Raw genomic sequence first — 23,557 nt, forward strand, 5'->3', positions numbered from 1 at the left:
GGTGTCGCCTGCGCGAACGCCCGTTGCGGCCCCGGCCATCCCCTGGGCCGGGGCCGCTGAATCCCGTCGCACCACCCTGTCGACGCCGCACTCCCGGAAGCGATGACCATGCCCATGACGTCCACGATGACCACACGGACCAGCCCGGACTGGCCCTGTCAGGTCAAGATTCCCGGCAGTTACGACTGGGAGCGCTCGGCGGTCAAGTGGCTGCGCGAGCTGGTGCCGACGCGCTACGCGGGCTACCCCACGCTGATCCGCCACCCCGTCCTGCTGGCCCGCCACGCGCACATCCAGGTGCAGCACGAGATCCGCGTGGCCCGCACCGCCCTCCAGACGGCCCGCGCCGACCTGCCCGGCCTCGGCCTGAGCGAGTCGGTCATCGAGCACACGATCAAGATGTACGCCGCCGAGGTGCTCCAGCTCCAGCACATCGCCCGCAGCATCCGCGCGGTCACCCAGGCCCTGGTCGACACCCACGCCGCCCGCTGAGCCCGTCGCCGGGTCGGCTCGGCCCGGTGACGGCTGCGGCCGAGCGGCACCAGGGCGTTCAGGACCCCGTACGGGACTCCAGGTCCTTGCGCGTGTCGTCGCCGTAGACACCCGACTCGTCGCCGCGGATTCCGTACCAGAGCTGGAAGCGGGCCACGGCCTCGGTGAGGGCGGTGTCGTAACTGCCGCTCGTGGCGCCGTGGGTGTAGACGTCCGGGATGCGCAGCAGACGTTCCTGCAGGTCCGTCACCTCGGGGCCGCTGGCCCCCTCACGCAGGGTGCCCCGGCCGTCCGGGTCGGCCGCGACGGGCGCCGACGGGACGGGGGTGGCGGCCGGGGTGACCGAGGGCGCCGGCCGGACCTCGTCGCCCTCGGCGCTGCCCGGGAGCAGCAGGGCCGACCCGAAGCCGACCAGGGCCGCCGCGCCGACGGCGACCACGACAGCGGCCCGGCGCAGGTTCGGGCCGAACCCGAAGCCCCCGCCGGTGCGTTCCGTCCGTTCGGCGCGCCGACGGCGGGACACGGGGGGCAGCTCCTGCGTCGCGTCCTCGGCGCCGGGAGCCGGGCGGGGCGCGGGCCGGGGCAGGGGAACGGACTCGTAGCCCTCCGGGATTCCCGACATCGCCTCCTCGTGCTCCCGCATGAGCTGCGCCAGTGCCTCGGTGCGGCGACGACGCACCACGCGCGTCGGCTCCAGGGGTCTGCGGCCTTCCGGCCGGCCCGGTACGGGCGGTGTCGACACTCTGCTCCCCTTCCCAGCGTTCTCCTGCGTACGGACTTCACACGGGCCGCGTACGACGATGCCGTCGGCTCCGTGAAGTGATACGCGTTCAGATGCCACCGGGTTCAGTGCGGCGGGCAGAGGTTGCGGGAAGTCCGGCGTCCGGTGCCGCCTCAGCCCAGGCCGGACCGCTCGACGAAGTCTCCAGGTGGGCCGGGGCCGGGACATCGTGGCCGTCGGGACCGACACCTAGGCGCACGCCCTCGCCTGCCCGGACACCCGCGCCGTCGGACCGGGCGGCCGAACCGTCCTGCCCGGCATCGCCTCCGGCAACCGTGACGAGGCGGCCCTCGGCAATCCGTACGACTTCGACGTCGCCCGCGCGGACAACGACCACGTCACCTTCGGCAAGGGCAGCCCGCGCCTACGCCTGGGCGACCCGCCGGCCCGCACCGAGATCCGGATCATGTTCGAGGAGCTGATCCCGCGCCTCGCGAACATCCGGCCGACGGGGGGACGTTCCCCGGGTGCGCTCGAACTTCGTCGACGGGATCAAGAACGGGATCAAGTAGCTGCCTATGGAGGTCACCCTCACGTGAGCCGTCGGCACGACCCGGAGTGCACTCGGTTCCCCGGACGCAGCGCACTGAGTGCCATCGGTCCCGGTCTGATGCTAGTTTCCCGACCATGACCAAACCGCCCATGCGGGACGCCCTGGTCGCGGCGGCCTTCCAGCTGTTCCTGGAGCGTGGCTACGAGCAGACCACCGTGGACGACATCGTGGCGCTGGCCGGGGTCGGGCGGCGGTCGTTCTTCCGCTACTTCCCCTCCAAGGAGGACGTGGTCTTCCCCGACCACGAGCGGTGCCTCGCCGACATGACGGCGTACCTGGCCGAAAGCGCCGCGGACGCGGAACCGGTCCGACGGGTGTGCGACGCCGCCCGCATGGTCCTGCTCATGTACGCCGAGAACCCGGCCTTCTCCGTCCAGCGCTACCGCCTCACCAAGAAGGTCCCCGGGCTGCGGGCCTCCGAGCTGTCGGTGGTCTGGCGGTACGAGCGCGCCCTGGCCGCGTATCTGCGCGGGCGTTTCGCCGGCCGGCCCGACGGGACACTCCGGGCCGACGTGATCGCGGCGTCGGTCGTCGCGGCCCACAACAACGCGCTTCGCTCCTGGCTGCGCTCGGACGGACACGGCGACGCGACCACGGCGGTCGACCACGCCCTGGACTACGTGAAGGCCGCGTTCGGCACACCACCCCCGGCTCCCGGCCGGAACGGGCCCGAACCCGCACCTGGGTCCGAGTCCGAGGACGTGGTGGTCGTCGTCTCGCGGCGCGGGGCGCCCATGTGGCGGGTCGTCCAGGAGATCGAGTCCGTGCTCACAGCCCAGCGCGAGAACTGAGGGTACGCAGTACCTTTACGCGTGACACTGAGTGCCATACCCTGAGGCCGTGCACGGTGGCACGGCGAACCGCGCACTTCGGATCAGGCCGAGCGCAGGGAGACGACACCGTGTACCACTCACTAGGCGCCACTCGTCCGATGACCGTCGGTTCCGCCACGGGCCTGCTCGACGCCCCGGCCGACACGAACACCCTCGTGTTCCAGCGCTGCGGCTGGTGCGGCAGCGCCATGTACCACCGGCTGCTCTGCCCGGTCTGCGCGGGCAGCGACCTGCGTACGGAGCGCAGCGAGGGCACGGGCACGGTCCGGCACGCCACGGTGGTCAACCGGAACACGCCGGCCGCGCGCAACGTGTCGCTGGTCGAGATGGCCGAGGGCTTCGTCGTACGCGGCCGGGTGATGGGCCCTGCCGCCGGCATCCACAGCGGGGACCGGGTCCGACTGTCCACGGCGAAGGACCCGGTGCGCGGCGAGCCGGTGTTCCAGCTGCTCGACGAGCCGTACCGCGCCTGGATCTGACAGTACGTCAACTGCCTTCACCGCGAAGGTAGGTCGCTCCCGACTCCGCCAACCGCCGTAGTGAGCAGCGCCATTGATCCTCCTCCACAGGCAACCCACAGGTCCGTGATCCCGTCCTCCGGGGCGAGAGGGGCCGCCGGGAATCCGGGGCTCCTGAGCAAGGGCCAGGAGGAGGAGACCGTTGCTACGTGCGCGGCGAATATGGGTCACCGCTGCCGCGGTACTCGCGGTGGTGGGGGGATCGCCCGGATGGGCACAGGCGCAGCAGCCGACCCGGTCGCAGGTGACGGCCGAACAGCTGCCCCCGGGCTGGACATTCACCGGTGACGGTGCGGAGCGGCAGCTCGTCTGGCACTCCGGCAGACCGGTACCGATGGGTGACGCGCGCGTCGAGTTCTACGCGGGTGACCGGTTGCTCGGCCGGCCCCTGGCCGCGAAGGACGGCCGTACGTTCCGGCTTCCCCTGGAAGAAGCCCGTGAGGTCGACGGCCGCAAGGGTGCCAAGGCACTCCAGGACCTCCAAGTACACGCCGGTGGACGCCGGTTGGACGCGGCGGGCCTCGCGGCGCTCCCGGACCAGCGTCGCGCCCCGGTAGCTCCGCCCGCGCCTGCGCCGGGCAGTCCGGTCGACCCCGGCAAGCCGGGCTCGTACCGTACGGTCTCGGGCGAGTACACGCTCGACTCGGTGAAACTGCCCGGGATGCCCGTGCCGGTGGAGATGAAGGCCGTGGTGGTCGCCCCGACCGGGGCGACCGGCCGCAGGCCGCTCGCCCTGTTCCTGCACGGACGCCACGCCACCTGCTACAAGCCCGGCAGCGACGATGCCACCGGCGCGTGGCCCTGCCCGGCCGGCCAGAAGCAGATTCCGAGCTACCGGGGCTATCTGCGCGACCAGAAACTCCTGGCGTCCCAGGGCTATGTGACGGTGTCGATCTCCGCCAACGGCATCAACGCCCAGGACGCACCGCTCGAGGACGCCGGCGCCCAGGCCCGCTCCTCCCTCGTCCGGCAGCATCTCGCCCGCTGGGCGGGCTGGTCGGCGAACCGGCCCTCGGCACCGGCGATCGTACGGACCGCGCCGCCCGCCGACCTCTCGCGGGTACTGCTGGTCGGTCACTCGCGAGGCGGCGAGGGCGTCAACCGCGCCGCGATGGACAGCCTGTACCGGCCGCCGGCCGACCAGGACGGATACGGCGGCCCGGTGCGCTGGAACATCCGGGGAACCGTCCTCATCGGTCCGACGATCTTCGGGCAGAACCCGGTCGCCGACGTGCCGTCGATGACGATTCTGCCCGGCTGCGACGGCGATGTGTCCGATCTCCAGGGCGAGTTGGCCGTGGACGGCACCCGCGGGATCAGCCGCGGCGCCGCCCTGCACAGCGCGGTCTACGTGATCGGCGCCAACCACAACTACTTCAACACGGAGTGGACGCCGGGGCAGGCGCAGGCGCCGGCGGACGACGACTTCTGGTCGGACCCGGACGGACGGGACCCGGTGTGCGACGTGGGCACCAGGACCCGGCTCACCGCCGACCAGCAGCACAGGGCGGGCGCCTCCTACATCGCGGCGGCGGCCCGGCTGTTCGTCGCGGGCGACGACCGGGTACGTCCGCTGCTCGACGGCTCCGGCCTGCGGGCGCCGTCGGCCGACCCTGCGCGCGTCCTCACGCACGCGGTGGGCGGAAACCGTTCGGCCGGCATCCTGCCGGACGGCGCGGTGACCGTGCAGGGCGGCGGCGGGCGACTGTGCTCGGCGGTGGACGACCGTCCTTCGGTCAGGTGTCTGACCGCGGACGCCGGCCAGTCCCCGCACTTCGCGTGGTGGATGACGGAGCGGGAGGAGGGTCGCCGGGCGGTCGCGCTCAAGTGGTCGCAGCCCGGAACCGCGGTACGGGTCACCCCCGGGCGACCGGTGTCCCTCGGCGGCGCCAAGGCCCTCGCTCTGCGCGTCATCGTGCCGCCCAACAGCACCGGAACGCAGCTGGACGTGTCCGTCACCGACACCGCCGGCAAGCGCGCCACGCTCGGCCGGGTCAGTGTGGACGGGCTGCCCGGAAGCGCGCGGACGGCCTCGTACTGGGCGCGGGAGGTCCGCGTCCCGCTGGCCGCCGCCGCCCGGGCCGGGGTCGACCTGCGCAAGGTGCGCAGTGTGGAGCTGACTCCGCGCAGCCGTGCGGGACAGGCCTGGCTGATCGACACCTGGGGCTGGCGCCCCGGCACGCCCGCGGTGCGCCCGGCCGCGCTGCCGCGCGTCGACCTCGGACGGCTGACCGTCAAGGAGGGCGACTCCGGAACCCGGACCTACCGGGTGCCGGTCCGGATCGCCGGACAGGGCGGCGGCACGGTTCGGCTCTACGCCCAGAATCCCGGATCGGACACGATGACGAGCCGACTGGTGACGGTGCGCCCGGGCGAGCAGAGCATCGACCTGCCGGTGACGGTGAAGGGCGACACCCTGTACGACTACGACGTCTGGCGCAGCGTGTTCGTGAAGGCGGTGAGCGGCGCGGTCATCGGCTCGTACAGCGGTGGGGTGACCATCGAGAACGACGATCCCGAGCCCACGGTCACCATCACCCCCGTCACGGACCGGGTCACCGAGGGACAGCCACTGATCTGGCGCGCGACGCTGTCGGCGCCCTCCGCCGCCGAGATGTACTCGGCACTGGAGGTGGTGCCGGTCACCGGCGGCGCGGCACTGTCCACCACGGACGTCGACCCGGCATGGCTGGCGGACGTCTCCGGTCAGTCGCCGCTCCCGGAGCGGCCGTTGTCCGAGGTCCAGAGTCTCTCCCTGTTCGGGGCCGTCCCGCCGGGACAGTTGACCGCCGACCTGAGCCTGCCGACGGTCGCGGACACGGTGGCCGAGCCTGAGGAGTCGGTGCGGCTGCGGCTGACCGACTACGACGAGGAGACCGGGGAGCCGATCCCTGGCCCGGAGTTCACGGGCACCGTGCTCGACGCGTCGTAGAGGTGCGTCAATGACTGAAGGTGGGACCGCTGCCCGCGCGGGCAGCGGTCCCACCTTCAGTTGTTCACAAGAGTGATCCGGATCCCGACCGTGCCCGTCCTGCCGCGCCGCACTCGGCTGCCGAGCAGGGTCAGGCGGCCCATCACGCCGTACTTGCGGGCGAGGAGCTGCCGGTAGACGTCGGTCGCGGGCTGGTCGAGGATCTCGGCGGTGGCGGGCACCGATTCGCCGGTCGGGTTGCCGCGGACGTCGCAGGGGCCGACGAGGACGTCGGCCCGGTTGCGGATCCGCTTCACCTTCCAGGAGTCCGTCACCGACCAGGCGCCGAGCGCGTCCCCGTCCCGCACCACCCAGACGGGAGTGGCGACGGATGTGCCGTTCTTGCGGAAGCTGGTGATCAGCAGGTACTTGCCCGCAGCGAGCCGGTCCAGGGTGCTGGTGTCGTCCATGGGCGGGAGTCTAGGTGCCGGTACCGGCCGCGCCCCCGGATCCGATCAGTTCAAAGCCTCCACCTCTTCATATTCATGAATATCTTTCACAGGCCCAAATAATCGCTGTACGCAACGAGCGGTTTCGGCTATATGTCAAGACATGGTTCGTACGAGAGGCGCGGTGTGACCCGGCGGCACACGGAAGTCGAGATCGCCTGCGACGAGTCGGGGTCGGACGGCGAGAACCTGACCGGCGGGAACACGGACGTCTTCGCGCACGCCAGCGTGGATGTGCCCATGGAGTCGGCGGCGGCGGCCATCCGCGAGATCCGTGACCGGATCCGGTCGCCCGCCGAGGAGTACAAGGCGAACCATCTGCTGCGGGAGAAGCACCGGGCGGTCCTCGAGTGGCTGCTGGCGCCCTCGGGTCCGCTGCACGGGCGCGCGTACGTCCATCTCACGGAGAAGACCTTCTTCATGGTGGAGCGGGTCCTCGACCTGCTCCTCGGCGACCCGGCCGGCGCCCTTCCCCTCTGCCGTGCGGGCGCCGACGCCTTCGGGGCCGAGCCGTGGAAGGAGTTCCTGGCGGCGACCAACGCCCTGCTCCGGGTGCGCGGCGACACCGACGGCGCCCCCGGGGCACCCGTGGACGCGTTCTTCCGCACGGTGGACGCCCTGGCCCGACAGGCACCAGAGCTCCGGCACCCGGAGGCGGCGGACGTATTGAAACTGCTCGGCGGCACCCGCTCCCGCGCCGCGGACCACCGGGCCCGGCTGCTCGCCGCCCCCGCCCTGATACCCGTACTCAACCCGCTGCTGCCCGCGATCGTGCGAACGGCCGCCCACTGGAGTGCCGACGGACGGACCGTCGTGCTGGTGCACGACCGGCAGAACATGCTGACGGACGAGCGCGTCGAGTGGCTCAAGGACACCGCCCGGATCGGCGGCCTGCGCCTCGTCGTCGCACGGGACGACACCCGGGTCCAGCTGGCCGACTTCCTCGCCGGAATCGCCCGCAGCATCGCCTCCCACGAGCTGAACGGCCGAGGTGACACGACCCTCACGGCGCTGCTGCGGCCGTACGTGAACACGGGATCCGTGTGGGGCGACGAACGCAGCCGGGGGCAACTGTTCGGAGCTGCTCACAACTGATCCGCCAGAGCCCTCGCCAACATCAACAACCTTGTCTAGATTGCCAGTTGACACTTTCCGCAGGTGCCCTGGAGCTGCCCCCGTGCCCGAGAACTCGCCGGCCCCGTCGCTGCACGCACGGATCAACTCGCGACAGCCGCACACGGCCCGGATCTGGAACTACTGGCTCGGCGGCCGGGACCACTACGAGGTCGACCGCGCGGCCGGTGACCGGATCCGTGAACTGCACCCGGGTATCGGTGAGTACGCCCTCGCGGACCGGCTCTTCCTGGGGCGGGCCGTGCGTCATCTGGTCACCGAGTGCGGGATACGGCAGTTCCTCGACATCGGGACCGGACTGCCGACCGCCGACAACACCCACGAGGTGGCCCAGCGCATCGCGCCGGACACCCGGGTCGTGTACGTGGACAACGATCCCCTCGTCATGGTGCACGCCCGCGCCCTCCTCACCAGCACCCCCGAGGGACGCACCGACCATGTCGACGAGGACCTGCGCAACGTCGACGCGATCCTCGAACAGGCCGCGCGCACCCTGGACCTCACCCGGCCCGTCGCCCTGATGCTGCTCGGGGTGGTCATCTTCCTCGATGACGAGGAGGACCCGCACGGTGTCGTACGACGACTGCTGGACGCCCTTCCCCCGGGCAGCCATCTCGCGCTCTCGCACACCATCACCGGCCCGGCACTGGGTGAGGTGGACGCGGCGGTCCGGTACTGGAACGCGAACGGCACGCCCCGGCTGACCCAGCGCAGCCCCGGTGAGGTGGCGCGTTTCTTCGACGGTCTGGACCTCCTGGAGCCGGGAGTCGTGTCCTGTTCGCACTGGCGCCCGGACGGATTCCGCGCCGGTGAGGGCGAGCCGCCGGAGGTCGCCATGTACTGCGGAGTGGGCCGCAAGGCCTGACCCGATCCGCCCTCGGCCGACCGGCCCGAACGGGATCTTGGAGTCGGTGAACACGAACCGCTCTCGCCACGTATGGAAGTGAGGGTCACTCAACGACCGGAGGGCCCCGCGGTGTCGACACCGCGCGTTCAGGGTTCGGGAGCCATTTGATGAGGCACGCACGACGACGGATCGTCCGGCGAGCGACACGGCTGGCGGCCGTCGGCGGAGTCATCCTCGGCGGATTGATGGTCACCCAGGCTGTGGCGACCGAGCCCCCACAGGTCAACCTGCCCTTCAGCTCCGCCCAGGCGGCCGGCACCACCGGCAGCGAGCTCGTCACCGAACTCGGCACCGACCGGACGGCCGGCAGCTGGATCGCGGCCGACGGGAAGCCGGTCGTCGCGGTCACCGACGCCGGGGCGGCGGCGGAGGTCGAGAAGGCGGGCGCCCGCGCCAAGGTCGTCGACCACAGCATGAACGACCTCAAGTCGGCGACGCAGACGCTGCGTTCGGCGCCGCGCGTGGCGGGCACGGCATGGGCGGTCGACTACACGAAGAACGAGGTGGTCGTCCAGGCCGACAGCACCGTGTCGGCCGCCGACTGGGCCAAGCTGTCCGCGGTCGCCAAGAGCATCGGCGGCTCCGTACGCATGGAGCGGAGCGGGGGCACCTTCACCACGCGTATCAACGCGGCGCAGCCGATCCTGTCGACTGGCGGGCGCTGCTCGGCGGGCTTCAACGTGACCAACGGGTCGGCCGACTTCATCCTCACTGCCGGTCACTGCGGGCCCAACGGTTCGGTGTGGTTCGCGGACACCGGAGGCTCGACGGAGATCGGCAAGACGATCAGCAGCAGCTTCCCGATCAACGACTACTCGCTGGTGCAGTACAACGGCGGCTCTGCCGGCGACGGCGCCGATGTCGTCGCCATCGGCAATGGCCGGGGTGTGCGCATCACGGGTGCGGCCGATCCGACCGTCGGCCAGAAGGTGTTCCGCAGCGGCAGCACGACCGGGTTGCGCAACGGGAAGGTGACCGGTCTCAACGCCACGGTCAACTACCCGGAGGGCACGGTGTCGGGTCTGATCGAGACCACCGTGTGCGCGGAGGCCGGCGACAGTGGCGGTCCGTTGTTCTCCGAGGGCATCGCCCTCGGGATCACCTCGGGCGGCAACGGCGACTGCAAGACCGGCGGTACGACGTTCTTCGAGCCGGTGACCGAGGCGCTGACCGCGCTCAACGTCCGGCTGATCGGCCAGGCCGGTCAGGCGGCGGCTCCGGCGCCGACCGCGACCGCCACACAGAACGCCGTCGCTCCCGGGGAGGCCCAGCCGGGCTCGGTGGCGCCGGTGACGGGCAGCACCGCGGGGGACGCGCTCCTGGATCGGCTCGCGGACCCGAAGAACGTGGGTCCCGGACTGCTGATCGTGGGCGGCAGCCTGATCGCCCTGGTGGCCACCCGGTGGTTCCGGGTGGAACAGGAGCGGAGGGACTACCGCAGGTCGTACTCGGCCACGTGGCGCTGAGAAACACAAGAGGCCGGGGCTGACGCGCGGTGCGCGGCCCCGGCCCTGCTGCCCGAATGTCGAACGGAAGTGGTTACGCCTCGCGCCCGGGGTGCGGGGAAGCCGCGGCCCACTCGGCGACGAGCTGCTGATAGGTCAGCCGCTGCTCGCTGTTGAGAATCCCGCCCGACCGGAGCCAGAGAGCCCGGATCTCTTCGTTGACGTCGGCTGCCGAGCGATCAGGGGCGGATTGAAGAGTGGTGGACATGCTGTGAAGCATATGCCGCTCCAAGTGAAGACCAAATAGATTAATACGGACTATTCCGGCATTGGCGACCGTGTCGCTGATCACGTCCGCCGCCCGTTATCTGCCGTTTCCACGTCGGCGTTCACCTGTCGGCAGCCCCCAGTACCAGCACCTGAAGTGCGAGGACGGCGGCGCCGCGCGCCCAGTCGTGGAAGTCGGAGACCTTGGTCTCCAGATCGACCGGGTCCGCGAGCGGATGCCGGTTGGCGCGGATGCTCTCCTCGACCGCGGCGCCCGCCGCCTCGACGAGCCCAACACCCTCGCCGGCGAGCAGGATCTTCTCGGGCATCGCGAAGTTGGCGATCTGGGCGACCAGGGTGCCCAGCGCGCGGGCCGCCTCGTCGACGACGCGGGCCGTCATGGGGTCACCGGCGGCGGCCCGAGTGAGGATCTCGTCGTACGTCATGTCGTGGCCGGTGGCGGCGCGGATCTGGTAGCGGATGCTGGGGATGGTGAGCAGCGAGATGGCGCTGCCGCGCTCTCCGTCGGGGGTGAGCGGGCCGTTCGGGTTGACGATCCAGCGGCGCCCGATACCGAGGCCGTCCTCGGACGACTGCACGCGCCGACCGCCGCTGACCAGGCCGTACCCGAGACCCGCTCCTATGGTGAGGACCGCGAAGCGGTCCAGGCCGCGGCCCGCGCCGAACCAGCTCTCGGCCTCGACGAGGGCGGTGACGTCGTTCTCGACGACCACCCGCAGTCCGGTGCGCTCCTCGACGAGTTCGGCGAACGGAACGTCGTACCAGTCGAGGAAGACGGAGTCGGCGACCACGGAACGGTTCTCGACGCGTCCACCGACGCCGATCCCGATGCCTGACACGGCGGGGTGGGCGGCGGTCAGTTCGGCGGTCATCTCGCCGACCAGGTCGGCCACCTGGGCCGGGTCATGGCTGGTGAGGGGCCGGTCGAGACGGGCGACGACCACGCTGCGCAGCGTGGTGACGACGCTGTAGACCATGTCCTCGGTGATCTTGAAGCCTAGGAAGGCACGGGACTCGGCGACGACGTCGAGCGGCTGCGAGGGGCGCCCCTGGCGCACCTCGGCCGGGGAGCCGGCGTCGGGCACCTCGACGAGCAGTCCCGATTCGAGCAGCGGTTTGGTCAGCCGGGTGAGGCTGCCGGCGGAGAGGTCGAGCCGCCGGGCGAGTTCGGCGCGGGACAGGGGGCCGTTGACGAGCACCTCGATCGCCACCGAGCGCTCGCCGGGACTCAGTGGCGGCCAGCCGTCGGTCACTGCGGTCATGCCGATCGAACCCCTCACCTTTTCTTTTGCCATGGAAGTAACGTGGCCCGGCAAGGTCATCATATGGCCGGATTCCCCGCCAGGAAAAGATGTCTGCCCGCATCTTGACGGATGGATTGTTCCACCTCGAAAGTAAGTGCTCTGAGGACGAGCCGCCGAAGAGCAGACGAGGGAGTCTCTCCATGACCGTCGCCTCCACCAACCCTCCCCTGCGTAGACCACGGGGTGACGGCGCGCTCGCGGCGCTCTTCATCGCCCCGGCGATGCTGGGCTTCCTCGTGTTCCTGCTCTGGCCGACGCTGCGGGGCGTCTACCTGAGTTTCACCCGCTTCAACCTGCTGACCCCGGCCGAGTGGGTGGGCCTCGACAACTACGTCCGGATGGTCAACGACCCCATCTTCTGGGACTCGTTGACCGTCACCGTCGAGTACGTCGCCATCAACATCGGCGTGCAGACGGTGTCGGCGCTCGCCATCGCCGTGCTGCTCCAGCGGCTCACCCAGTCCGCGGTGCTGCGTGGGATCGTGCTCACCCCGTATCTGATGTCGAACGTCGTCGCGGGCATCGTCTGGCTCTGGATCCTCGACACCCAGCTCGGTATCGGCAACGAGATCGTCGCGGGCCTCGGCTTCGACCGGATCCCGTTCCTCGCGGACGAGACGTGGGCGATCCCGACGATCGCGGTGATCAACGTCTGGCGGCACGTCGGCTACACCGCGCTGCTGATCTTCGCGGGCCTCCAGGCCATCCCGACCGACATGTACGAGGCGGCCAAGGTGGACGGGGCGAGCGAATGGCGGATGTTCTGGCGCATCACCATGCCGTTGCTGCGGCCGGTCCTGGCGGTGGTCCTGATCATGACGGTGATCGGCTCGTTCCAGGTGTTCGACACCGTCGCGGTGACGACGGCGGGCGGTCCGGCGAACGCCACCAACGTCCTGCAGTTCTACATCTACGGCTCCGCCTTCGGCCGCTTCCAGTTCGGCTACGCGTCCGCGATGTCCGTGGCCCTGCTGGTCGTGCTGAGCGCGATCACCTTCCTCCAGTACCGGCTCACCCGGGCCGGCCACACCGACCTCGGCTGACCGGGAGACGCACACCATGACAACCCTGACGACACCGGCACCAGCACCGACCCCGACACCCACCAAGGCTGCCGTACGACCGCTGCGGCGCACACCCTCCCCCGGGCGGATCGCCGCCTGGGCGGTGATGGCCGTGATCGTACTGTTCACCCTGCTGCCCTTCTACTGGATCCTGCGCACCGCGCTGTCCACCAACGCGGGCCTCGCAGCCGACCCCACGAACCCCCTGCCGGTGCATCCGACGACCGGCGGTTTCGAGCGGGCGCTCGGTCTGCAGTCCACCAAGGAGGCGATAGCGCAGGGCGGCGCGGGTGGCGGCCTGGACTTCTGGCGCTACCTCCTCAACTCGGTCGTCGTGTCGACCCTGGTCACCGGCTGCCAGATCTTCTTCTCGGCGATGGCCGCGTACGCCTTCGCCCGGCTGCGCTGGCGCGGCCGGGACACGGTCTTCGGGCTGTTCCTGGCGGGCCTGATGGTCCCGGCGATCTTCACCCTCCTGCCGAACTTCGTCCTGATCAAGCAACTCGGCCTGGTGGACAACCTGTTGGGGATCGCGCTGCCGACGATGTTCATGACGCCGTTCGCGGTGTTCTTCCTGCGCCAGTTCTTCATGAACATCCCCCGGGAGGTCGAGGAGGCAGCCCTCCTGGACGGCGCCGGCAAGGTCCGTGTCTTCTTCCGGGTACTGCTGCCGATGGCGTCCACGCCGGTCATCACGCTCGCGATCCTGACGTACATCACCGCCTGGAACGACTACTTCTGGCCCCTGATGGTGTCGTACAGCGACAGTTCGCGCGTGCTCACGGTGGCGCTGGCGATCTTCCGGGCACAGACCCCGCAGACGGGCGTCGACTGGTCGGGGCTGATGGCGGCGACGCTGATCGCGGCGCTGCCGATGCTCGTCCTGTTCGGGTGCTTCGCGCGCCGCATCGTGAGTTCCGTCGGCTTCACGGGCATCAAGTGACCGCGCCGACCGGCCACCTGACCAACCGATCCACTGAGAGGACGGACATGCGAATTCGTACGGTCGTGGCACTGACCGGAGCCCTGGCGCTGTCCCTCGTGACCGGTTGCGCGCAGGGCGGAGCGGCCGGCTCGTCGTCGGACACGGTGACCTACTGGCTGTGGGACGCCAACCAGCAACCCGCCTACGAGGCCTGCGCGAAGGACTTCGAGCGGGAGAACCCCGGACTGAAGGTGAAGATCACGCAGTTGGGCTGGGACGACTACTGGACCAAACTCACCGCGAGCTTCATCGCGGGCACCCAGCCGGACGTGTTCACCGACCACATCCAGAAGTTCGGCCAGTTCGCCGACCTGAAGGTCCTCGCACCGCTCGACGACCTCGGCATCGACGACTCCGCCTACCAGCCCGGCCTCGCCGCCAACTGGATGGGCCAGGACGGCCACCGCTACGGCGCCCCCAAGGACTGGGACACCGTCGCCCTCTTCTACAACCGGAAACTGACGAAAGCCGCAGGTCTCACGGCCGCGCAGCTGAACGGCCTCTCCTGGAACCCGAAGGACGGCGGCACCTTCGAGAAGGCGATCGCGCATCTCACCGTCGACAAGAACGGCAAGCGGGGCGACGAGGCCGGCTTCGACAAGAACAACGTCAAGGTGTACGGCCTCGCCACCAACGGCGGCGGCGACGGCGACGGCCAGACCCAGTGGAGCACCTTCGCCGCCTCCGCCGGCTGGACCTACACGAACGAGAAGCGCTGGGGCACCGAGTACCAGTACGACAGCGCCACCTTCCAGTCGGTGATCAAGTGGTACTTCGGCCTGGCGAAGAAGGGCTACATGGTCCCCTTCACGGACTACAACTCCCAGTCCAACCAGGCCAACACCCAGATCTCGTCCGGCAAGGCGGCGGCGGCGTTCGACGGCGCCTGGATGATCTCGTCGTACGCCGGCTTCAAGGACCTGGACATGGCCACCGCCGTCACTCCGGCCGGCCCGACGGGCAAGCGGGCGACGATGATGAACGGCCTCGCCGACTCCATCACCAAGGACGCCCACAACATGCCGGGCGCCAAGAAGTGGGTCGCCTACCTGGCGTCCCCCAAGTGCCAGCAGAAGGTGGGGAGTTACGGGATCGTCTTCCCGGCCACGCCCGACGGCACGAAGGCCGCGGTGGCCGCGTACAAGAAAAAGGGCATCGACGTCTCGGCGTTCACCACGCCGGTCGCCGACGAGAAGGCAGGCGGGAAGGAGTTCGCCACCTTCTCCTACCCGATCACCAACTACGCGGCGGACGTGTACGCGTTGATGCACCCGGCCATGCAGGACATCTTCGGCAACGGCAGGTCCGTGACCAGCCTCGACCGGACCAACAGCCAGATCAACCTGATCCTCGACCAGTGACGAACTCAAGTCACCGGTCGAGCAACCAAGGAAACAGAAGAAGGGCACGCACAACATGACGTTCTCCCTCGGCATCGTGGGCGCCGGGCAGTTCTCCGGCCAGTTCGCCAAGCTTTTCCTCGCCCATCCGGGCGTCGACGAGGTGTATGTGACCGACCTCCTGCCGGAGCGCGCGGAGCAACTGGCCGCGGCGGAAGGCCTGTCGGGCACGTTCCCCTCGTACGAGGCGATGCTGGAATCGCCTGCGGTCGACGCGGTGGCGATCTTCACCCAGCGGTGGACGCACGGCCCGCTGGTCCTCCAGGGCCTCGGCGCCGGCAAGCACGTGTACTCGGCGGTGCCGATGGCGGTCACGGCGGAGGAGATCGGCGCGATCATCGACGCCGTACGCGCGACCGGGCTCACCTACATGATGGGTGAGACCAGTCAGTACAACCCGGCGACCGTCCACGCCCGCAACCAGATCGCGGAGGGCGCCTTCGGCAGACTCTTCTACGCCGAGGGCGACTACGTGCACGACATGGACCTCGGGTTCTACGAGGCCTACCAGTACAGCGGCGGCGAGAACTGGAAGGCGACCGCCAGCTATCCCCCGCTCCTGTACCCGACACACTCCGTGGGCGGCGTGCTCGGCGCCTGGCAGACGCACGCGGTGAGCGTGTCGGCGATCGGGGTGCGCGACGAGCGCGGCGACGGCGTGTTCGACAAGGAGGTCAGCCAGTTCGGCAACGACTACTCCAACGCGAGCGCACTGTTCGAGGTCGCGGGCGGCGGTTCGTTCCGTACGAACGAGTTCCGCCGGGTCGGCTACCCCTCGCAGATCCGGGAGTCGCGGTTCCGGTTCTTCGGTACGGACGCGAGCATGGAACAGCTCGCCACGGTGGCCTTCTGGCAGGACAAGAAGGGGGTAACGGACATCAGCGAGCTGCTGGAACCCAAGCCCACCATGGCTTCTGACGATCCGTCACTCCAGCACATCGCACCGGACCTGCGGGCCGCGTTCACGTCCGGCTCGGCTCCGGTGCACGACCGCTCGCGCCTGCCGAGGGAGTTCGACGAATTGCACAACGGCCACGAGGGCAGCCACCACTTCCTGGTGGACGACTTCGTGACCGCGGTCAACACCCGCACTCTGCCGTCGGTGAACGCGTGGGTGGCCGCCCGCTACACCCTGCCGGGCATCGTGGCCCACGACTCGGCGCGGCAGGGCGGGGCGAGGCTGCCGATCCCCGACTTCGGGGACGCGCCCGAGGCGTGAGCGGGGCACAGGGCGAGAGACGGCCGGCCGGGTGCCTCAGGTGCCCGGCTTGCGCCCGTACACGAAGACGTCGTCGCCGTTCTTCAGCAGCGACCAGTACTTCTTGGCGGTCGTCTTCGTCATGTTGACGCAGCCGTGCGAGCCGGGCGGGTTCCACATGCTGAGGCCGACCGAGTGGAAGGCCTGCCCGCCGTCGAAGAACTGGCTGTAGGGCATCGGGACGTTGTAGATGTTCGAGACGTGGTCGATGTCCCGCCAGTAGATCTTCGTCAGTCCGGTGCGGGTCTCGTAGTGGTCGCGGCCGGTGCGGACCGGCACCGGGCCGTAGACGAGACGGCTGCCGTCCTGGATCCAGCTCAGCTGGAGCGTGAGGTTGACGCAGGCTATGCGGCCCTTGTTGGTAGGGCACTTGCCTTCCTTGTTGGGCTTGTTGCCGACGGCCTTCTGCTTCTGCATCAGGTCCATCACACCCCAGGTGACGGAACCCGCGTAGCCCGCGCTGGGGGTGATGCCGTGCTTCTTCTGGAAGCCCTGGATGGCCTTGCAGTCACCGGTGGACTGCACCCCGTCGACGGGCCGCCCGAGGAACTTCTCGACCTTCTTCTGGTACGGGCCGGTCTGCGTCGTACAGCTCGCGGCCTGCGCCGGGGCGGTGCCGAGCACGATCGTGAGCGGCGCCACCAGTCCTGCGACCCCGAGCGCGACGGCCCCTCGTCTGCGTACGTCCCCCATGTCGGTACCTCTCTCATACGTGCTGTGTGCGGGTTGTCATGAACGTTCTCTGCACTGCTAGACAGACGTTCCGGGTGATCGGTTGTAGAGCCACCCGAGCCGGGACGAAACGGTGACATTCCCGTGGCCGGCCCACGTCGTCACCGCCCCCGTCTCCTGCCCGCCCTCTGCCCGTCGAAGCGTCGTGTCATGTCACGTCTCGGACCGACCGTACTGTCCCGGCGATCAACTGGGCGGACAACGTGCGCACATGTCCGCGTTCATTCAGCAACTCCCCGCTCTCACAGGTGTCGTCATCGGCGCCCTCGGCTCCTACCGGGCCGTCGCACGAGGGGAACGCGTCCGCTTCCGGCGGGAGCGGGAGGCGCGTTGGGAGGAGCGGCGGCTCGCGGTGTACACGGACTACGCGCGGGCGCTCAAGAAGTCGGTCACGCTGACGTACCGGGTCGCGCCCAGTCTCGCAACGACCCGCATCCGCCTCCTCTGACGCCCGAGGAGGCGGCACCGTTCATCACCGAGGCCACCGTCGCCCGGGACCCGTACGGGGAAGCCCTGCTTCTGCTGGGCGATCCCGCGGTGGTGGCGATGGCTCTGCCACCGCTCTAGCGGTATCCGGCCGCGTCAGCCGGTTTTCCCGCGTCCTGGACCTCGACCATGTAGCGCCAGGCGTCCGGACGGCTGCCGTCGAGGTCGGTGAAGCCGTAGACCTGGGCAAGTCCGCCGCTGGAGAAGGACCCGCCGTTCCAGCGGGCCACGTCGGGGTCGGCCGCCAGGGCCGTCACGGCGCGGCCCACGTAGCGCGGGGTCTCCGAGATGGCGAAGTGCGGGAAGCGTTCCAGGGCGTCCCGCCAGTTCTCCTCGCGGACGCCGAAGTTGTCGAGCATCATCTCGGAGCGCAGCCAGCCGGGGGTCAGCGCCACGGCGGTGGCGCCGCGCGGGCCGAGTTCACGGCCGAGGGCGAAGCCCATGCGCAGGACGGACGACTTGGCGAGGTCGTAGAAGAAGGAGAGCCGGTAGTTGTCGCGGTTGTAGTCGGCGGTGCCGTCGGTCATCTCGACGACCAGGCCACCGGGGTTGCGCAGCAGCAGGGGCAGGGCGTGGTGGCTGGTGATCGCGTGGGTCTCGACGGCCAGCCGCAGCAGCCGCAGGCCGTTGTCGAGGTCGTGCTCCCACACCGGGCTCTCCCACTCGAAGAGGTTCTCGCCGCCCCAGACGTCGTTGACCAGGACGTCGAGGCGGCCGTGTTCCTCGGCGACCCGGTCCACCAGCGCCTTCACCCGCACCGGGTCGAGGTGGTCGGTGGGTACGGCGATGCCGTGGCCGCCCGCCGCGGTGACCAGGTCGGCGGTGTCCTCGATGGTCTCCGGCCGGTCGTACTCGGAGCGCTGCTGCCGGGTGCTGCGGCCGGTCACGTAGACGGTGGCGCCGGCGGCCCCGAGTTCGACCGCGATTCCGCGGCCGGCCCCACGGGTCGCCCCGGCGACCAGTGCGACCCTGCCCGCCAGTTTCCCGCCCTGAGCCCCTTCCCGCCGCTGCCTGTCCAGGGAACCGTCCGTCGTACTCGGCATGTCCGTGTCTCCTCCGTGCGTGAGCGCGATCCCGGCCGGCCCGGCTCGGGAACCGGTGTCACGCCCAGGGTGTCGCTGATACCGGACACCCGCTGTCCGGTTTTCCGCTCACGACATGCCGCAACGCGGGCAGATGTTCCGCCAGCGGGGCCAGACCCACGTCCGCACGGCGCTCCTCGACCGTCTCGGGGTGGCGGATCGGGTAGGGGCAGAGGGTGCCGGCGTCGATACGGGTGCCGTAGAACTGGGGCTGGCCCAGCTCGACCGCGCAGTGGTCGGCGATGTAGGCGTGGTGCACTGCCGGACAGCCGCCGTCCGCCACGGCTTCCGCGATCAGATCGCGACAGGTGAGCTGGAAGCCGAGATCGGCGGTGTGCAGCAGGATCATCAGGGCCGCCGTCGAGGCGGGCTCGCCGACCTGACCGGCCTCGGGCCAGCCGCGCCGGGCCACGACCGACCTCAGGGCGTCGGCGTTGGCACCACGGCACCGGGTGACGAAATGCCGGTTGAGCGCCGTGGGCGTCTCGCGGGCCAGCCGGGTCAGCCGCTGGTCCTCCTCGGCCCGGCGCACCAGTTCGGCGGCCAGGGCTGCCTGTTTCGGTTCGGCTGCCGAGCCTCGTGCGGTCTGCATGGGCGGTGCGCTCCTCATACCGTTCTCCTGCCCCGGATGACCTTCACACCCTTACGAGGGCGGGGACGCCGTAGGTGCTGCGAGTGCCGCGAGTGCCGCCATCGGGGCTTCTTCCGTTTGCGCCGGTGCTGTTGTCGAAGACAACAGCACCGGGAGTCCGTCGGGCCAGGGAGTGCGGGGGTTGTGCGGTTGCATACGCGTAGTGGCGCATGCGCCGGTTGTGCCGCCACTGCCGGCACCGGTCGCGACCCGCGGTCGAACTCCCGCACGCTCGGCTCCCCGCGCCCCTGCCGGGCTTCTCGGTTGTCCGTTCCTCACGGCGGCCATCCAGGTCTCGCATCACGTCGGCGTGGGGTGACGCACCGCGCGATGTGCGGCAGGTCACTCAGTCACTATGGTGACCGACAGGCACAGCTCGCAACCTTCGTTCTGATAATTTCAGAATGAAGTGCAAAGACCTGTCGGTGTCAACCGAGGACGTGACACACTGCCCGCTGTGACGGCGGTCCCCGGAGGTCCCACGTGAGCGACAACCGCTCAGGCGGAAGTGCCCCCACCGTCCTTCGGATGGTCCTCGGCAAGCGTCTGAGGCATTTGCGGGAGCGGGCCGGGGTGTCGTTCGAGGACGCCGCACGGGCCATCGAGGTCACGCCGTTGACGGTCCGTCGGATGGAAAAGGCCGAGGTCGGCCTCCGCATCCCCTACGTCAAGGAGTTGCTGCGCACCTACGGGGTCCTGGCCAAGGAGATCGAGGACTTCGTCCACCTCGCCCGGGAGGCCAACCAGCCGGGCTGGTGGTACTCGTACCGCGATGTGCTGCCGGACTGGTTCAGCGCCTACGTGAGCCTGGAGAGCGAAGCCAGCGTCATCCGGCTGTACGAACCCCACTACGTCCCCGGCCTGTTGCAGACCGAGGAGTACGCCGTCGCGCTGCTGCGCATCGGCTTCCCCAACGAGAGCACCGAGGACATCCGGCGCCGGGTCGCCCTGCGGCTGAGGCGTCAGGACCTGCTCGACAAGCCCGAGGCGCCCGCCGTCTGGGCCGTACTGGACGAGACCGTGCTGCGCAGGCCCGTGGGCGGGGCCGAGGTGATGCGGGCTCAGATCGACCGTCTCGGTGAGGTGTCGGAGTACCCGAAGGTCCGGCTACAGATCATGCGGTTCGCCGCGGGTCCGCATCCGGGAGCCTTCGGTCCCTTCCACTACTTCCGCTTCGGCTTCTCCGAACTGCCCGACGTCGTCTACACGGAGAGCCTCGCCGGCGCGCAGTACTTCGACCAGCCCGCCGACGTCGTGACGTACCTGGAGGTACTGGACCGGATGTCCGTTCAGGCGGAGCCGGTCGCTCGCACCAGGGAGATCCTGGCAGCACTGCGTAAGGAGTTGTGAACCATGGCAACCGACGACCCCATCCACAGCGGCATGCCCGCGTCCGAACTCGGCTCCGAGGGCTGGCACAAGCCCTGGAGCGGCACCAACGGCGGAAGCTGCGTCGAGACCAAGCGACTGCCCGACGGCAGTGTCGCGTTCCGGCAGTCCAAGGACCCGGACGGGCCCGCGCTGGTCTACTCCCGGGACGAGATGGTGGCGTTCCTGGAGGGCGCCAAGTCCGGCCAGGCCGACTTCCTGATCGCCTGACGCCCCACCGCGCGCACCACCACTCCGCACGCACCACTCTGTGAAGTCCGAAGGGAGCGGCATGCGTACGCCGCCTCGCGCCCCGGATCGAGCCATGCCGCCCGGACGTGCCGGCACCCCTCCGCCGTGCCGCTCCCCCAGGACGGGGGTGCCCACGCGATGAGCCTTCCGCAGACCACGTCGGTCGTGGCGGAGGCCGTCACCCCCTACCGGACCCTGGTCGTCGAGGGCCACGAGGGCGTTCACCGCGCCCGGCTGTTCTCCGAACTGGCCCTGCTCGGCTTCCCGTTACGGCAACCGCCGGGCGGGCTGGACCATCTCGATCCCGCTCGGCCGTACCGCGACCTGCTGGACGAGCCGGGCCGGCTCGTCATCGACGGCGGCGTCATCGGGGAACTCGTGTACGGGCCGTTGCGTCGCGGACGGTCCCGGGTGACCTGGATCCAGGCGCTCGACTTCGCCGAGGCCGTCGCGGAACGCGAGGGCGCCATGCTCCACCTCACCGCCTGTGAGCACGTGGTCGAGCACGGCGACGAGCCGGACGGTCGGCACGGCGACGACGGATCGGAGACCGCTGCCGCCAGCCACGCCTACGCGCGGGTGTTCCGGACCCTCGCCCAGCACGTTCCCGTGGTGAGCGTGAACGTCACCTCCGCCACGACCCACCTGGTCGCCGGCCGGACCCGCCGCATCCGTTCACCTGCGCCCCACTAGTCCCAACTCCGGCAACCGAACCGGCAGTTGCCGATAGGTTGGCGAAGTCCGCGCGAGGCAAGTCAGGAGAACTCCGATGACAGACGACCGGTCCACCCCCGACCAGGAAGCACTGTCCAAGATCGACACGACGGTGCCGCACTCCGCCCGCATCTGGAACTACTGGATGGGCGGCAAGGACAACTACGAGGTCGACCGCGCGGCGGGCGACGAGTACCGCGAGATCGCCCCCAACATCGAGACGATGGCCCGGGCCTCGCGCACCTATCTCATCCGCGCCGTCACCTTCCTGGCCCGCGAGCGAGGTGTCCGCCAGTTCCTCGACATCGGCACCGGCCTGCCGACGTACGACAACACGCACCAGGTCGCCCAGAAGGTGGCCCCCGAGTCGCGCATCGTCTACGTCGACAACGACCCGCTCGTCCTGCGGCACGCCCAGGCCCTGCTCACCAGCACCCCCGAGGGCACCACGGACTACGTGGACGCGGATCTGCGGGAACCCGAGAAGATCATCGAGACCGCGGGCCGGTTCCTGGACTTCGGCAAGCCGGTGGCGCTGATGCTCATGGGCATCCTCGGCCACATCCACGACTGGGAGGAGGCCAAGTCGATCACGCGCCGCCTCCAGGCGGCCCTGCCCCCGGGCAGCCACTTCGTGCACTACGACAGCACGGACACCGACGAGGAGCTCAAGCGCGCCCAGGAGGGGTACGACGACACGGGCGCGGTCCCGTACGTACTGCGCAGCCCCGACAAGCTCTCCGCGCTTTACGAGGGCCTGGATCTGGTGGATCCGGGCATCGTCTCCTGCCCCCTGTGGCGCCCGGAGCCAGGCACCTCGCCGGAGCCGACGGACGTGTACGGAGGGGTCGCGTACAAGGCTTAGCCGCTTCCGCTGTACCGATCGGTCGTGTTTAATGTCATCCTGTCGATCGACAGGATTCCTGGCAATTGCCCGACCGAACGGAACCGCGTGTCCCTCCTCGCCAGGCCTGCGGTGGCCTCCCTCATCGCCAAGACGATGCAGCGTCTCGTCATGCTGGCGGACCGACGGCCCAGCGGCCGGGGTTCCGCCGCCGCGTCCCACGCCCGCCTTCCGGAATTCCCGCGTGCCACAAGCGAGTTGACGGTTCCGACCGCGATCGCCCCGGCGAGGGTCGTGGTCTACCGGCCCGCGACCGAGGACCCGGCCCCGCCGGTCCACGTCAACTTCCACGGCGGCGGATTCATCATGCCGGTGACGGAGACGGACGACGCCTTCTGCCGTGCCGTCGCCGCGCTGGCGGGCGTGGTGGTCGTCAACGTCGACTACGTCGTCGCCCCGCAGCACCCGTTCCCGGCCCCGCCCCGGCAGTCGTACGAGGTGGTCCGGTGGATCGCCGAGAACGGCGCCGAGAACGGCTGGGACGGCACCCGGCTCACCGTGGGCGGGCAGAGCGCCGGCGGTGGTCTCGCGGCGGCCGTGGCCCGTCAGGCCCTGGAGGAGGGCGGCCCCTCCATCGCGCTGCAGGTCCTGCACTACGCGCCGCTCGACCTGGCGACCGCCGCGAAGGACAAACGGGCGGCGATCGCCAAGCCGATGCTGCGCCCCTGGATGGGCGAGGTGTTCGACAGCGCGTACGTCCCGGACCCGCGCGAGCGCAGCGACCGCCTCGTCTCCCCCGCCCACCCGAAGGAGACCGCGGACCTCAAGGGCATCGCACCCGCCCTGATCGTCACGGCCGCCCACGACCGTCTCCGGGCCGAGGGCGCGCGTTATGCCGAGCGGCTGCGGCAGGTGGGCTCGCTGGTCGAGCACCATGACGTGGCAGGGGTCGATCACGCCTACGACCTGGGCGACGACGAGAAGGGCCGGGAGATCTACGCCTTCATCGCCCAGCACGTACGGCGGGCCACGGCGGACGCCTGACGCCCCCGTGGGCCGCTCCCCC

The 23,557-nt window shown here is 70.0% G+C and carries 24 protein-coding genes and 2 pseudogenes; 18 read left to right on the plus strand and 8 right to left on the minus strand.

Annotation, left to right across the window (positions count from 1 at the left end; all coding sequences use genetic code 11):
- Positions 1–102: 102 nt before the first annotated feature.
- Entirely contained in the window at positions 103–492 is a 390-nt protein-coding gene (locus G3I56_RS37895; RefSeq protein ID WP_179200586.1) for a hypothetical protein, read from the plus strand.
- Positions 493–550: 58 nt separating this feature from the next.
- Here the strand turns inward: G3I56_RS37895 and G3I56_RS37900 are convergent, their stop codons facing one another.
- Positions 551–1,234, minus strand: a complete 684-nt coding sequence (locus G3I56_RS37900) for a peptidoglycan-binding protein (RefSeq protein ID WP_164417221.1) — start codon at positions 1,232–1,234, stop codon at positions 551–553.
- Between the two features lie 88 nt (positions 1,235–1,322).
- Positions 1,323–1,610, minus strand: coding sequence for a hypothetical protein (locus G3I56_RS37905; RefSeq protein WP_164417223.1), 288 nt, complete (start codon positions 1,608–1,610; stop codon positions 1,323–1,325).
- Between G3I56_RS37905 and G3I56_RS44370 the strand changes: the two are divergent.
- The 4 genes and pseudogenes from G3I56_RS44370 to G3I56_RS37925 form a co-directional block, all read left to right on the plus strand.
- Positions 1,536–1,785 (plus strand): annotated as a pseudogene (locus tag G3I56_RS44370) (cytochrome P450); the annotation flags it as partial. The gene G3I56_RS37905 and the pseudogene G3I56_RS44370 sit on opposite strands and share 75 nt — an antisense overlap.
- Positions 1,786–1,915: 130 nt before the next feature.
- The gene (locus G3I56_RS37915; RefSeq protein WP_203691626.1) at positions 1,916–2,617 is read left to right on the plus strand and encodes a TetR family transcriptional regulator; all 702 of its coding nucleotides are present in this window, start codon (positions 1,916–1,918) and stop codon (positions 2,615–2,617) included.
- A gap of 140 nt (positions 2,618–2,757) precedes the next feature.
- Complete coding sequence (locus tag G3I56_RS37920; RefSeq protein WP_164417227.1) at positions 2,758–3,138, plus strand: zinc ribbon domain-containing protein; 381 nt, start codon at positions 2,758–2,760, stop codon at positions 3,136–3,138.
- A gap of 181 nt (positions 3,139–3,319) precedes the next feature.
- Entirely contained in the window at positions 3,320–6,109 is a 2,790-nt protein-coding gene (locus G3I56_RS37925) for a hypothetical protein (RefSeq protein ID WP_164417229.1), read from the plus strand.
- Positions 6,110–6,165: 56 nt separating this feature from the next.
- Here the strand turns inward: G3I56_RS37925 and G3I56_RS37930 are convergent, their stop codons facing one another.
- On the minus strand, positions 6,166–6,558 hold the full coding sequence (locus G3I56_RS37930; protein WP_164417231.1) for a PPOX class F420-dependent oxidoreductase: 393 nt from the start codon (positions 6,556–6,558) through the stop codon (positions 6,166–6,168).
- A 165-nt stretch (positions 6,559–6,723) separates the two neighbouring features.
- On the opposite strand from G3I56_RS37930, the gene G3I56_RS37935 reads away from it, so the two are divergent.
- The 3 genes from G3I56_RS37935 to G3I56_RS37945 all read left to right on the plus strand — a co-directional run bounded on the left by G3I56_RS37935 (position 6,724) and on the right by G3I56_RS37945 (position 10,104).
- Positions 6,724–7,692 (plus strand): hypothetical protein, encoded by a 969-nt coding sequence (locus tag G3I56_RS37935; protein ID WP_343240177.1) that lies wholly within the window; start codon positions 6,724–6,726, stop codon positions 7,690–7,692.
- Between the two features lie 82 nt (positions 7,693–7,774).
- Positions 7,775–8,596, plus strand: a complete 822-nt coding sequence (locus G3I56_RS37940) for an SAM-dependent methyltransferase (protein WP_164417235.1) — start codon at positions 7,775–7,777, stop codon at positions 8,594–8,596.
- A 149-nt stretch (positions 8,597–8,745) separates the two neighbouring features.
- Positions 8,746–10,104: a S1 family peptidase gene (locus G3I56_RS37945; protein WP_164417237.1), complete on the plus strand. Its 1,359-nt coding sequence runs from the start codon at positions 8,746–8,748 to the stop codon at positions 10,102–10,104.
- 73 nt (positions 10,105–10,177) lie between these two features.
- Here G3I56_RS37945 and G3I56_RS37950 read toward each other — a convergent pair whose 3' ends face one another.
- Together G3I56_RS37950 and G3I56_RS37955 are read right to left on the minus strand one after the other, a co-directional pair.
- Positions 10,178–10,363, minus strand: a complete 186-nt coding sequence (locus G3I56_RS37950; RefSeq protein ID WP_164417239.1) for a hypothetical protein — start codon at positions 10,361–10,363, stop codon at positions 10,178–10,180.
- Positions 10,364–10,472: 109 nt separating this feature from the next.
- Complete coding sequence (locus G3I56_RS37955) at positions 10,473–11,633, minus strand: ROK family transcriptional regulator (protein ID WP_164417240.1); 1,161 nt, start codon at positions 11,631–11,633, stop codon at positions 10,473–10,475.
- A 182-nt stretch (positions 11,634–11,815) separates the two neighbouring features.
- On the opposite strand from G3I56_RS37955, the gene G3I56_RS37960 reads away from it, so the two are divergent.
- From G3I56_RS37960 to G3I56_RS37975, 4 genes are read left to right on the plus strand one after another with little or no spacing between them, the layout of a single operon-like run.
- On the plus strand, positions 11,816–12,718 hold the full coding sequence (locus G3I56_RS37960; protein WP_164417242.1) for a sugar ABC transporter permease: 903 nt from the start codon (positions 11,816–11,818) through the stop codon (positions 12,716–12,718).
- Between the two features lie 16 nt (positions 12,719–12,734).
- On the plus strand, positions 12,735–13,682 hold the full coding sequence (locus G3I56_RS37965) for a carbohydrate ABC transporter permease (protein ID WP_164417244.1): 948 nt from the start codon (positions 12,735–12,737) through the stop codon (positions 13,680–13,682).
- Positions 13,683–13,729: 47 nt separating this feature from the next.
- Positions 13,730–15,085 carry a sugar ABC transporter substrate-binding protein gene (locus tag G3I56_RS37970; protein WP_164417246.1) on the plus strand — a complete coding sequence of 452 codons (1,356 nt, stop codon included), beginning with the start codon at positions 13,730–13,732 and terminating at the stop codon, positions 15,083–15,085.
- Positions 15,086–15,140: 55 nt separating this feature from the next.
- Positions 15,141–16,343 carry a Gfo/Idh/MocA family oxidoreductase gene (locus G3I56_RS37975; protein WP_164417247.1) on the plus strand — a complete coding sequence of 401 codons (1,203 nt, stop codon included), beginning with the start codon at positions 15,141–15,143 and terminating at the stop codon, positions 16,341–16,343.
- A gap of 36 nt (positions 16,344–16,379) precedes the next feature.
- Here G3I56_RS37975 and G3I56_RS37980 read toward each other — a convergent pair whose 3' ends face one another.
- Positions 16,380–17,075 carry a L,D-transpeptidase gene (locus tag G3I56_RS37980; RefSeq protein ID WP_164417248.1) on the minus strand — a complete coding sequence of 232 codons (696 nt, stop codon included), beginning with the start codon at positions 17,073–17,075 and terminating at the stop codon, positions 16,380–16,382.
- A gap of 250 nt (positions 17,076–17,325) precedes the next feature.
- Between G3I56_RS37980 and G3I56_RS37985 the strand changes: the two are divergent.
- Positions 17,326–17,657: pseudogene (locus G3I56_RS37985) on the plus strand (hypothetical protein); the annotation flags it as partial.
- Between the two features lie 20 nt (positions 17,658–17,677).
- Here the strand turns inward: G3I56_RS37985 and G3I56_RS37990 are convergent.
- Positions 17,678–18,643 (minus strand): SDR family oxidoreductase, encoded by a 966-nt coding sequence (locus tag G3I56_RS37990; RefSeq protein WP_239135339.1) that lies wholly within the window; start codon positions 18,641–18,643, stop codon positions 17,678–17,680.
- A 58-nt stretch (positions 18,644–18,701) separates the two neighbouring features.
- The gene (locus tag G3I56_RS37995) at positions 18,702–19,274 is read right to left on the minus strand and encodes a DUF6624 domain-containing protein (RefSeq protein WP_164417249.1); all 573 of its coding nucleotides are present in this window, start codon (positions 19,272–19,274) and stop codon (positions 18,702–18,704) included.
- A 567-nt stretch (positions 19,275–19,841) separates the two neighbouring features.
- Here G3I56_RS37995 and G3I56_RS38000 point away from each other — a divergent pair.
- The 5 genes from G3I56_RS38000 (at position 19,842) to G3I56_RS38020 (ending at position 23,535) form a co-directional block, all read left to right on the plus strand.
- Entirely contained in the window at positions 19,842–20,663 is an 822-nt protein-coding gene (locus G3I56_RS38000; protein ID WP_164417250.1) for a helix-turn-helix transcriptional regulator, read from the plus strand.
- A gap of 3 nt (positions 20,664–20,666) precedes the next feature.
- Positions 20,667–20,912, plus strand: a complete 246-nt coding sequence (locus G3I56_RS38005; RefSeq protein ID WP_164417251.1) for a DUF397 domain-containing protein — start codon at positions 20,667–20,669, stop codon at positions 20,910–20,912.
- Between the two features lie 159 nt (positions 20,913–21,071).
- Entirely contained in the window at positions 21,072–21,626 is a 555-nt protein-coding gene (locus tag G3I56_RS38010; RefSeq protein ID WP_164417252.1) for a hypothetical protein, read from the plus strand.
- Positions 21,627–21,702: 76 nt separating this feature from the next.
- Positions 21,703–22,512, plus strand: a complete 810-nt coding sequence (locus tag G3I56_RS38015) for an SAM-dependent methyltransferase (protein WP_164417253.1) — start codon at positions 21,703–21,705, stop codon at positions 22,510–22,512.
- Positions 22,513–22,599: 87 nt separating this feature from the next.
- A complete protein-coding gene (locus G3I56_RS38020) occupies positions 22,600–23,535 on the plus strand; it encodes an alpha/beta hydrolase fold domain-containing protein (RefSeq protein WP_164417300.1) in 936 nt (311 codons plus the stop codon).
- The last annotated feature ends 22 nt before the right edge of the window (positions 23,536–23,557 follow it).

The sequence above is a fragment of the Streptomyces sp. SID12488 genome (genome assembly GCF_010548275.1).
Classification (GTDB): Bacteria; Actinomycetota; Actinomycetes; order Streptomycetales; family Streptomycetaceae; genus Streptomyces.